The organism is uncultured Sphingomonas sp. (genome assembly GCF_937871615.1).
Classification (GTDB): Bacteria; Pseudomonadota; Alphaproteobacteria; order Sphingomonadales; family Sphingomonadaceae; genus Sphingomonas.
This window is the reverse complement of sequence record NZ_CALMPA010000063.1, coordinates 55,224-66,213: the sequence shown is the minus strand read 5'-3', so window position 1 is coordinate 66,213 and position 10,990 is coordinate 55,224. Positions and strand designations below refer to the sequence as shown.

8 protein-coding genes are annotated in these 10,990 nt (G+C 68.0%); 3 read left to right on the top strand and 5 right to left on the bottom strand.

Translation table 11 applies throughout. The annotated features are described in order from the left end of the window. Positions 1 to 1,847: L-glutamate gamma-semialdehyde dehydrogenase (locus Q0316_RS17400; RefSeq protein WP_298674597.1), on the top strand; the 1,847-nt coding region annotated here is incomplete at its 5' end. A gap of 234 nt (positions 1,848 to 2,081) precedes the next feature. Further along, the gene (locus Q0316_RS17395; protein ID WP_298674595.1) at positions 2,082 to 2,819 is read left to right on the top strand and encodes a M23 family metallopeptidase; all 738 of its coding nucleotides are present in this window, start codon (positions 2,082 to 2,084) and stop codon (positions 2,817 to 2,819) included. A gap of 100 nt (positions 2,820 to 2,919) precedes the next feature. Here the strand turns inward: Q0316_RS17395 and Q0316_RS17390 are convergent, their stop codons facing one another. From Q0316_RS17390 to kdpF, 5 genes are read right to left on the bottom strand one after another with little or no spacing between them, the layout of a single operon-like run. Beyond that, positions 2,920 to 3,612, bottom strand: coding sequence for a response regulator transcription factor (locus tag Q0316_RS17390; protein ID WP_298674593.1), 693 nt, complete (start codon positions 3,610 to 3,612; stop codon positions 2,920 to 2,922). A gap of 10 nt (positions 3,613 to 3,622) precedes the next feature. After that, positions 3,623 to 4,210: a potassium-transporting ATPase subunit KdpC gene (gene kdpC / locus Q0316_RS17385; RefSeq protein WP_298674591.1), complete on the bottom strand. Its 588-nt coding sequence runs from the start codon at positions 4,208 to 4,210 to the stop codon at positions 3,623 to 3,625. A 12-nt stretch (positions 4,211 to 4,222) separates the two neighbouring features. Then, positions 4,223 to 6,250: a potassium-transporting ATPase subunit KdpB gene (gene kdpB / locus Q0316_RS17380; RefSeq protein ID WP_298674589.1), complete on the bottom strand. Its 2,028-nt coding sequence runs from the start codon at positions 6,248 to 6,250 to the stop codon at positions 4,223 to 4,225. 12 nt (positions 6,251 to 6,262) lie between these two features. After that, entirely contained in the window at positions 6,263 to 7,966 is a 1,704-nt protein-coding gene (kdpA, locus tag Q0316_RS17375) for a potassium-transporting ATPase subunit KdpA (RefSeq protein WP_298674588.1), read from the bottom strand. 1 nt (position 7,967) lies between these two features. Then, the gene (gene kdpF / locus Q0316_RS17370; RefSeq protein ID WP_298674586.1) at positions 7,968 to 8,057 is read right to left on the bottom strand and encodes a K(+)-transporting ATPase subunit F; all 90 of its coding nucleotides are present in this window, start codon (positions 8,055 to 8,057) and stop codon (positions 7,968 to 7,970) included. A gap of 279 nt (positions 8,058 to 8,336) precedes the next feature. On the opposite strand from kdpF, the gene Q0316_RS17365 reads away from it, so the two are divergent. Beyond that, positions 8,337 to 10,949: a sensor histidine kinase KdpD gene (locus tag Q0316_RS17365; RefSeq protein WP_298674584.1), complete on the top strand. Its 2,613-nt coding sequence runs from the start codon at positions 8,337 to 8,339 to the stop codon at positions 10,947 to 10,949. Positions 10,950 to 10,990 lie beyond the last annotated feature (41 nt).

Sequence of the window (10,990 nt, the reverse complement as noted above, 5' to 3'; positions counted from 1 at the left end):
TGTCGCAGGAGCAGGCACGTGCGGCGGTACGCCGTGCGCTCGCCGCCGCCGCGGCATGGGGCGCGGTATCCGCGAGCGGCCGGGCGGCCTGCCTCGATCGCGCAGCGGACATCATGGAGGCGCGGATGCCCGCGCTGCTCGGGCTGATCGTGCGCGAGGCGGGAAAATCCCTGCCCAACGCCGTCGCCGAGGTGCGCGAGGCGGTGGATTTCCTGCGTTATTATGCCGAACAGGCGCGGCGCACATTGGGGCCGGCGCATCACGCGCTGGGGCCGGTGGCGTGCATCAGCCCGTGGAACTTCCCGCTGGCGATCTTCACCGGGCAGATCGCCGCCGCGCTGGTCGCGGGCAATCCGGTGCTCGCCAAGCCGGCGGAGGAAACCCCGCTGATCGCGGCGCAGGGCGTGGCGATCCTGCACGAGGCGGGCGTGCCGGCGGATGCGCTGCAACTGCTCCCCGGTGATGGCGCGATCGGCGCGGCGCTGGTCTCCGCGCCCGAGACGGCGGCGGTGATGTTCACCGGATCGACCGAGGTGGCCCGGCTGATCCAGGCGGAGCTGGCCCGGCGCCTTTCGGCGGACGGCGCGCCGATTCCGCTGATCGCGGAAACCGGCGGGCAGAATGCGATGATCGTCGATTCATCGGCGCTCGCCGAGCAGGTGGTGGCGGACGTGATCGCCTCCGCGTTCGACAGCGCGGGGCAGCGTTGCTCGGCGCTGCGCATCCTGTGCCTTCAGGAGGAGGTGGCGGATCGCACGCTCGCGATGATTAAGGGCGCGCTGCACGAATTGTCGATCGGGCGCACCGATCGGCTGGCGGTGGATATCGGCCCGGTGATTACCGCTGAGGCGAAGGACAATATCGAAAAGCATATTGATCGGATGCGCGGGGCTGGCCGCACGGTCGAGCAGATCGCCCTTGCCGGAGAGACGGCGCACGGCACGTTCGTGCCCCCTACGATCATCGAACTGGACGATATCGCCGATCTTGAGCGCGAGGTGTTCGGCCCGGTGCTGCATGTCGTGCGTTTCCGGCGTAGCGGCCTCGATCGGCTGATCGCCGCGATCAACGCGACCGGCTATGGCCTGACTTTCGGCCTCCATACGCGGCTCGACGAGACTATCGCGCACGTCACGGCGCGGGTGAAGGCGGGGAACCTCTATATCAACCGCAACGTGATCGGCGCGGTGGTGGGCGTGCAGCCATTTGGCGGGCGCGGGCTTTCGGGAACGGGGCCGAAGGCAGGCGGGCCGCTCTATCTCGGGCGGCTGGTGACGGGCGCGCCGGTGCCGCCGCGGCTTGCCTCGAATGTCGCCGATCCCGCCGCGCGCGATCTGGCATTGTGGCTGGAGGAGACGGGCGACCTCGACGCGGCGGTGCGCGTGCGAGAGGCGATCAGCGCCTCGCTTGTCGGCGGTGAGGTGGAACTTGCCGGGCCGGTCGGCGAACGCAACCTCTATGCGCTTCACCCGCGCGGTCGGGTGCTGCTGCTGCCCGAGACGCGCGACGGGCTGATCGCGCAGCTCGGCACGGCGCTGGCGAGCGGAAATGATGTGGTGATCGCAGGCGCCGCGCCGCAGCTTGCCGGATTGCCGGCGGGGGTGGCGCAACGCATCCAGTGGGTTGCCGACTGGGCGCAGGCCGGCCCGTTCGCGGGCGCCTTGATCGAGGGCGATGCGGCGCGGGTGCGCGATGCGCTGGCCGGGCTTGCGGCGCTACCGGGGCCGATCGTGCTGCCGCAAACGGCGGCAAATGGTTACCGGCTGGATTGGCTGGTGGAGGAGGTTTCCACCTCGATCAACACCACGGCGGCGGGCGGAAATGCGAGCCTGATGGCGATGGTGTGAGGCGATTCACCCGCTGTTCAGCCAGCAGGTTCCCGCATTTCGACGCACGATATAACGACTCAACGCACCTTCCGCCCGCCCGGACGCGTGGAGCGGGGGCAGGTATTGCGTATTTTTACTGCTCGGCGGCACAAAGCGTCGTCCGGGGCGCGGGGGTGCGATCCAGGCGAGTTTGAGATAACGAACGCCGGGTCGCTCGGCGGTAGTCGGTTAACGATTGATCGTCGGGGTCTGATGTCGCAATTTTTCTTCACGCAGCTTGTTCGAGGCTTTGGGCGCATCGCTTCCATCGCCACGGTAACGCTGGCGCTTGGCGGTTTCGGCGCGATCGCGCAGGCGGCGCCGGAAGCCGGGCAGAAGGCGGCCGTCGGCGGCCCGCTGGTCGCGGCGAGCAGTGCGGAAGCCTCGGTCGAGCTGAGCGGCGAAGCGCAGTTCCGCTCGCTGTTCATGACCTGGAAGAAGCTCGATTCGATGGAGCAGGGCACGGGCGTGATCGCCATCCCATCGGTCCAGCCGGTTGAACATCTCAATTTCTCCAGCAATTTCGGGGTTCGCAGCGATCCGTTCCGTCGCACCGCGGCGATGCACGCTGGCGTGGATATCCCCGGCCCGGTGGGCACCCCGATCTATGCCACCGCCGATGGCGTGGTGAGCCACGCCGATCGCCTTGGCGGCTATGGAAACATGATCGAGATCGACCATGGCAAGGGCATTGCGACCCGCTATGGCCACCTTTCCAAGATTCTGGTCAGCGACAATATGCGCGTGAAGCGCGGGCAGTTGATCGCGCTGATGGGCTCGACGGGTCGCTCCACCGGGCCGCACCTCCATTATGAGGTGCGTATTGACGGACACGCGGTAAACCCGGTGCCGTTCCTCACCACCTCGGATTATCTGCTCGCCGCGCAGGATCGCAACGTGCGGCAGATCCCGGTATCGACCGGCCCCGCACCGCAGGATAGCGTCGACTGAATTACGGCATCGGCGCTAATGGTCTGAGTGTCAGACCATTAATCCATGGCTTAGCTGATCGGACCTCCGACAAAACGAGGCTTTTGTCGGATACGATCCATCAGGCGGTGGTCGCCAGCCGGTAGCCGATCCCCAGTTCGTTGACGATCAGGCGCGGTTGCGCGGGATCGGATTCCAGCTTGTGCCTGAGCGCGCGGATCACGATGCGCAGATATTCGACGTGATCCTCCTGCGCCGGCCCCCATACGGTGCGCAGCAGTTGCGCATGGCTGATTACGCGATCGGGGTGTCGCGCCAGTTCAGCCAGAACGCCATATTCCTTCGGCGTCAGATGAATTTCGGCCTCCGCGCGTCGCACGCGGCGGCGGGCGAGGTCGATCGTCACCGTGCCGGCCTCAAGCGATTCCGCTGCCGCGGTGCCGGCGCGGCGATGGCGCAGCGCGGTGCGGATGCGCGCCAGCAATTCCTCGGTATCGAACGGCTTGGTGAGATAATCGTCCGCGCCGAGATCGAGCGCGGCGACCTTCTCCCCGGTCTCGTTGCGCGCGGAAACGACGATCACCACCATATCGCCGCGCGCCTTGATGAGCTGGACAAGCTCCAGCCCGTCGCGATCGGGCAGGCCAAGATCGAGCAGCACCGCATCGGGCCGCTCGATATCGACAAGGCTCATCGCCTCGCGCGCGGTCGCCGCCTCGCTGGCGCGATAGCCCGCCCGCGACAGCGCCGCATGGAGCAGGCGACGGATCGCGGCATCATCCTCGATCAGCAGGACGCGGGCGTTGTTCGTCATCCGCACCTTGTTAGGGATGCGGCGCGGTGGCGTCGAGCGCGCGGTTGAGCGCCAGCACGTTGACGTGGCGCTCGCCGATGAAACCAAGCAGCGGCGTTTGCACATGCCGTTCGACCAGCGCGCGCACCGTCGCGCGGTCGAGATGGCGCGCCGCGGCGACGCGCGGCACCTGATACAAAGCCGCCTCGGGGCTGATATCGGGATCGAGCCCCGAGGCGGAGGCAGTCACCAGATCGGCAGGAGGAGCCGTTTCGTCCGGTGAGGTGCGGTTGGCGGAAATGTCTGCCTTCAGCCGGTCGGCGAGCGGCCTGGCGGCGGGGCCGTAGTTCGAGCCCGAGGAGGCGAGCGCGTCATAGCCCTTGCCCGCGGCGGAGGGGCGACCGTGAAAATAGCCGGGGCTGGTGAATTGCTGGCCGATAAGTGCGGAGCCGATCACCTGGCCGCGCCCGTCGCGCAGGATGCTGCCGTTGGCCTGCCACGGCATGAGAAGCTGCCCGATCCCGGCGATCAGCATCGGATAACCCAGCCCGAGCAGCAGCGTGAACAGCAGGGTGAGGACGAGCGCCGGGCGAAGGCCGGACTTGATGTCGTTGAGCATGGGACGAACCCTTCAGGCAAGATGGAGCGCGCTGACCGCGAGGTCGATCAGCTTGATGCCGGCGAACGGCGCGATCAGCCCGCCGACGCCGTAGATGCCGAGATTGCGCGCGAGCATCGGCCCGGCGCCCATCGGCTTGTAGCGTACGCCGCGCAGCGCCAGCGGCACCAGCGCGGGGATTATCAGCGCGTTGAAGATGATCGCGGAGAGGATCGCGCTCTGCGGGCTGGAAAGGTGCATCACGTTGAGCACCCCGAGGCCGGGATAGAGCGCGACGAACATCGCCGGGATGATCGCGAAATATTTGGCGACATCGTTGGCAACCGAAAAGGTGGTGAGCGCGCCGCGCGTCATCAGCAATTGTTTGCCGAGGCCGACGATCTCGATCAGCTTGGTGGGGTCGCTGTCGAGATCGACCATGTTGCCCGCCTCACGCGCGGCCTGCGTGCCGGTGTTCATCGCGACGCCGACATCGGCCTGGGCGAGGGCGGGGGCGTCGTTGGTGCCGTCGCCGCACATCGCGACGAGCTTGCCGCCCTGCTGCTCGCGGCGGATCAGCACCAGTTTGTCCTCCGGGGTCGCTTCGGCGAGGAAATCGTCGACCCCGGCCTCGGCGGCGATCGCGGCGGCGGTCAGCGGATTGTCGCCGGTAATCATCACGGTGCGGATGCCCATCCGGCGCAATTCCGCGAAACGCTCGCGAACGCCCGCCTTCACCACATCCTTGAGCGCAACCGCGCCCATCAGCCGGCCATTGCGGACCACCGCCAGCGGGGTCTGCCCCGCGCGCGCGATCTCGTCGGTCGCGTGGCGCAATTCGCTTGCGGCGGCGCTGCCGGCAAGATCGGGCCAGGCGCGCAGGATCGAATCGACCGCGCCCTTCTGCACGAGATCGCTATCGAAGCTGATGCCGGAGAGCCGCGTCTGGGCGGTGAAGGGGATCGCCTCGGCGCCTTCGGGCAGCGGCTGGGACAGCCCGAATTTCTCGCGTGCCAGCACAACGATCGAGCGGCCTTCCGGCGTTTCATCGGCAAGGCTGGCGAGCATGGCGGCCTCGGCCAGCGTGCGTTCGTCGACGCCGGTGACAGGGCTGAAGGCGCTCGCCTGCCGGTCGCCGATCGTGATCGTGCCGGTCTTGTCGAGCAGCAGCACGTCGCAATCGCCCGCCGCCTCCACCGCCCGGCCCGATTTGGCGAGCACGTTGAACCGTACCAGCCGGTCCATCCCCGCGATGCCGATCGCGGAGAGCAGCGCGGCGATCGTGGTGGGGATCAGGGTGATGAGCAGCGCGGCGAGGATCGACACCGGCACGCTGCCGCCGGCATAATGCGCAAAGCTGGGGATCGTGCCGACCGCGATCAGGAAGATGATCGTCAGCCCGACCAGCAGGATGGTGAGCGCCACCTCATTTGGCGTCTTCTGCCGCTCCGCGCCCTCGACCAGCGCGATCATGCGATCGAGGAAGCCGTGGCCCGGTTCGGCGGTGACGCGCACCTTGATGCGATCGGAGATGACGCGCGTGCCGGCGGTAACGGCGGAACGGTCCCCGCCGGCTTCGCGGATGACAGGCGCGCTTTCGCCGGTGATCGCGGCTTCGTTGACGCTGGCGACGCCCTCCACCACCTCGCCGTCGGCCGGGATCAGATCGCCCGTTTCGACCAGTACCAGCTCGCCTTTCTGAAGCTGGGTCGCGGCGACCAGTTCCCATGTCTCTCCGATGCCGGTGAGCAATTTCGCGCGCAATTCGGACTTGGTGGCGCGCAGCGACGCAGCCTGCGCGCGTCCGCGCCCCTCCGCCAGCGCCTCGGCGAAGGTGCCGAACAGCACCGTCAGCCACAGCCAGACGATCAGTTGCGCGAGGAAGCCGGTGGATACCTTCTCCCCGCCGATCGCGAGGAACAGGGTGAGCAGCGCCGCCACGCAGGCGGTGACGAACAGGATCGGGTTCTTCACCAGCGCGCGCGGATCGAGCTTGCGGAAGGCGTCGCCGATCGCGGGCGCGATGAGCGCCGGGGAGAACATCGAAATTGCCTTGTCCATGATGGATAGCCCTTAGAAAAGCTGGCCGGCGGCGGCGGTGAGATGATCGGCGATCGGGCCGAGCGCGAGGCCGGGCAAGAAGGTGAGGCCGCCGATAATCAGGACGATCCCGACGAGCAGCCCGATCCACAGGGCGCCGGTGGTGGGGAAGGAGCCTGCGCCGGCGGGAACATGCTTCTTCGCGGCGAGGCTGCCGGCGATCGCCAGCACCGGCACGATGATGAAGAACCGCCCCACCCACATCGCGATGCCGAGCAGCGCGTTGTAGAACGGCGTCCCCGCGCTCAGCCCGGCGAAGGCCGATCCGTTGTTCGCGGTGGCGGAGGAGAAGGCGTAGAGGATCTCCGAAAAGCCGTGCGGCCCTTTGTTGAGCGGCCCGGCGAGCCCGGCCTGCGCGACGCTGGCGATCGCGCTGCCGCCGAGGATCATCAGCGGGAGGACGGCGATCGCCAGCACGGCGAGCTTCACCTCGCGCGCCTCGATCTTCTTGCCGACATATTCGGGCGTGCGGCCCACCATCAGCCCCGCGACGAACACGGCGAGGATGGCGAACAACAGGAAGCCGTAGATCCCCGCGCCGACCCCGCCGACGATCACCTCGCCCAATTGCATGTTGAACATCGGGATCAGCCCGCCCAGCGCGGTGAAACTGTCATGCATCGCATTGACCGCGCCGCATGACGCCGCGGTCGTCACCACCGCGAACAGCGCGGAGCCGACGATGCCGAAGCGCACTTCCTTGCCCTCCATATTGCCGCCCGTGATGCCCGATTGGTGCATCAGCGGCGTGGAATGCGCCTCCATGCCATAGGCGACCGCTACGCCGGCCAGGAACAGGATCGTCATCGCAGCGAGGATCGCCCAGCCCTGGCGCGTATCCCCTACGGCCTTGCCGAACGTGTAGGTAAGGCCGGTGCCGAGCAGGAAGATCGACAGCATCTGGGCAAGGTTGGTCAGCGCCGTGGGATTTTCGAACGGATGGGCGGAATTGGCGTTGAAGAAACCGCCGCCGTTGGTGCCGATAAGCTTGATCGCCTCCTGGCTGGCGATCGGGCCGAGCGCGATCGTCTGCTTCGCGCCCTCCAGCGTATGCGCGTCGATCGAGGCGGCAAAGGTCTGCGGCACGCCGGACCAGACGAGATACAGCGCGTAAACGATGCAGATCGGCACGAGGATGTAGAGCGTGATCCGCGTCATATCGGCCCAGAAATTCCCCACCGTCGCGCATTCGCGCCGCGCGAAGCCGCGAAACAGCGCGAAGGCGATGGCGATGCCGGTGGCGGCGGAGAGGAAGTTATGGATCGCCAGCGCGAGCATCTGGCTGAGGTTCGAAACCGTGCTTTCGCCGGCATACCATTGCCAGTTGGTGTTGGTGACGAAGGAAATGGCGGCGTTCATCGCGCCGTCCGCGCCGACGCCCGGCAGCCCGCGCGGGTTGAGCGGCAGAAAGCCCTGTACGCGCAGCAGGAAATAGGTGAGCAGCGCCGTGGCGAGCTGGAACAGCAGCATATGCAGCGCATAGGCGCGCCAGCCCTGTTCCTTCGCCGGGTCGATGCCGGAAAGCCGGTAGAAACCACGCTCCACTGGCCCCAATACGGCGTGGAGCGGCGTGCGCCGCCCTTCGTAGAGCGCGAACAGCCACAATCCGATCGGCTTGGTCGTCAGCGCGAGGATGGCGACGAATAGGGCGATCAGCGCCCAGCCCTGTACGGTCATGTCAGAACCTTTCCGGCCGCACGAGGACGGCGACGAGATAGGCGAGCAAGGCGAGCGCGGTCAGGCCGGCGAGCCACAGGTGGATCGTCATCGCGTCACGCCGCGTCGCACAGGCGCACATAGGCGACGGTGAGCAGAAACAGCCCGCCCAGCACGGCGAGCCACAGGAGATCGGACATGGTGAGGCCTCATCGGCCGCGGGATGCGGCGTCGGTCGCTCAGATAGGAGGCGTGCGCATAAGGTTTCGCGGGGGAATAGGGGCGTTTCGCATAAGGATCGCGTAAAGATCGCGGGTTAGCGCATGATTCCCACCCCGTTTCTCATATGGTCGAACGGGGCGATTTGGCCCCAGGCGCAAGGAGCAAAGTGTTGACCGATCGCCGCCCATCTCCGGAAGCACTGCTTCGCGCCGCCGCGCGGGAGCGGCGCGGGCGGCTGAAGATCTTCCTCGGCGCGGCGCCCGGCGTCGGCAAGACGTTCGAGATGTTGCAGGAGGGCGCGGAGCGGCTCGCCGCCGGGGTCGATGTCGTCATCGCGGTGGTCGAAACCCACGGGCGGCAGGATACGGAAAAGCTCGTCGCCCCGTTGCCGGTGATCCCGCGGCAACGGATCGACCATGCCGGGCATATGCTGGAGGAGATGGACCTTGACGCCTTGCTCGAACGCGCGCCGCAACTGGCGCTGGTCGACGAGCTTGCGCACAGCAACGCGCCCGGCTGCCGCCACGCCAAGCGCTGGCAGGACGTGGAGGAACTGCTCGACGCGGGGATAGACGTTCACACCACGCTCAACATCCAGCATGTCGAAAGCCTGGGCGACGTGGTGGCGAGCTTCACCCGCGTGCGCATCCGTGAAACGGTGCCCGATCATGTGCTGGAGGGCGCGGAGATCGAGGTGGTGGACCTGCCCCCCGATGAGCTGATCGAGCGGCTGAAGGAGGGCAAGGTCTATGTGCCCGCGGAGGCGACGCGCGCGCTGGGGCATTTCTTTTCCAAGGAGAACCTTTCCGCGCTGCGCGAAATGGCGCTGCGCCGCGCGGCGCAAAGCGTCGATCGCAGCCTTGTCGATTTCCTCGACGCGCACGCCGTGGCGGGCACCTATGCCGGTGGCGAGCGCGTGCTGGTCGCGGTGAGCGAGCTTCCCGGCGGCGATGCGCTCGTCCGTGCGGGCAAGCGCCTGTCCGATGCGCTGCGCGCGCCGTGGCAGGCGGTGCATATCGAAACGCCGCGCACCGCCGCGTTCGGCGCGGACGACCGGCGGCGCGTCGCCGACGCCCTGCAACTCGCCGCCAGCCTCGGCGCGACGATCGCCAGCGTGCCCGCCGAAACGGTGATCGAGGGGCTGGTGACGCATATCGAGGGGATGCGCGCGACGCAGCTCGTGCTTGGGCGATCGCGGCGAAGCTGGTGGTTCGAGCTGCGGCATGGATCGGTGGTCGAGCGGCTATTGCGGCAGAGCGAGGGCCTTGCGGTTCACGTCATCCCCTCGGAAATCGCGCCGCGCGCGCGCGGCGAACGCGCGCGGCGCGGGATCGACTGGCGCGGGATCGGCGCCGGCATCGTGGGGGTGGCGGCCACCACCGCGCTCGCCACGGTGATCGAGCCGGTGATCGGCACCGGGGCGATTGATCTCGTCTATCTGCTGCCGGTGATCCTGATCTCGCTGATGTTCGGGCGGTGGCCCGGAATCGCGACCGGCGTGCTCGCGGGGCTGGCCTATAACTTCTTCTTCCTGCCGCCGATCTACACCTTCACCATCGCCGATCCGCAGAGCGTGCTCACCGTGATCGTGCTGCTCGCGATCGCGGTGGTCGTCGCGAGCCTCGCCGACAGGTTGCGCACCCGCGCGTCGATCGGCGCCCGCAGCGCGATCGAGAATGCGGCGGTGGCGGCGTTCGGGCAGGCGCTGGCGCGTTGCTCGGACTGGCAGTCGACCGGCGACACGGTGTGCACCGAACTGGCGCGCACGCTGGACCTGTCGGTGCTGCTGCTCGCGGAGCCGACGGGCAAGCTCGCGATCGTCTCCGCCTTTCCGCCCGACATGCCCGATCTCAGCCCGGTCGATCGCGCGGCGGCGGAATGGGCGTGGAGCCGGGGGGAGGTGACCGGGTGTGACACTGGCACGCTCAACGCGGCGGACTGGCAGTTTCATCCGCTGCGCACGACGCTGGGCACGCTGGCGGTGGTCGCCCTCGCGCGGAACGATGGCGGTGCGCCCGTGCCCGCGACACGCGCCACGCTGCTTTCCACCTTGCTGGGGCAGGCGGCGCTGGCGCACGAACGGCTGCGGCTGGAGGATCAGCTACGCGAGGTGCGGGTGATCGAGGAGCGCGATCGGCTGCGTTCGGCCCTGCTCTCGTCGATCGGGCACGATCTGCGCACCCCGCTCACGGCGGTGAGCAGCGCCATTGACGCGATCGCGGCGAACCATGCGGGCGAGCCGGCGGTTGCGATCGCGCGCGGCGAACTGGCACGGTTGCGGCGTTTCCTCGCCAATCTGATCGAGATGGTGCGGATCGACAGCGGGACGTTGGCGGCGGCGATCGAGCCGGTCGATCTGACCGACGCGGTGGCGGGCGCGGTGCATGACGTGCGCGATCTGCTGCCTGATCCCCGGCTCGATTTTCGCGTGCCGCCCGATCTGCCGCTGGTGCCCGCCGATCCGCGATTGCTGCACCATATCCTGCTCAACCTGCTGACCAATGCGGCGACGCATGGGGCAGGGCGGGTGACGATCGCGGGCGAGCGGCTGGCGCATGGCGTGCGGCTGTCGATCGCCGATCAGGGGCCGGGATTGCCGCCGGGCGGGGCGGCGGCGCTGTTCGATGCCTTCTCGCGCGGCACCGGATCGGATAGCCGCGGTGGCAGCGGGCTGGGCCTCGCCATCGCGCGCAGCTTCGCGGAGGCGATGCGGGTGAAGATCGGCGCGAGCGACGCGCCCGAGGGCGGCGCGGTGTTCACGCTGGATTTCGCATTGGAGTGAGCGACTCTTTCCGTTCGCCCTGAGCTAGTCGAAGGGTTGCC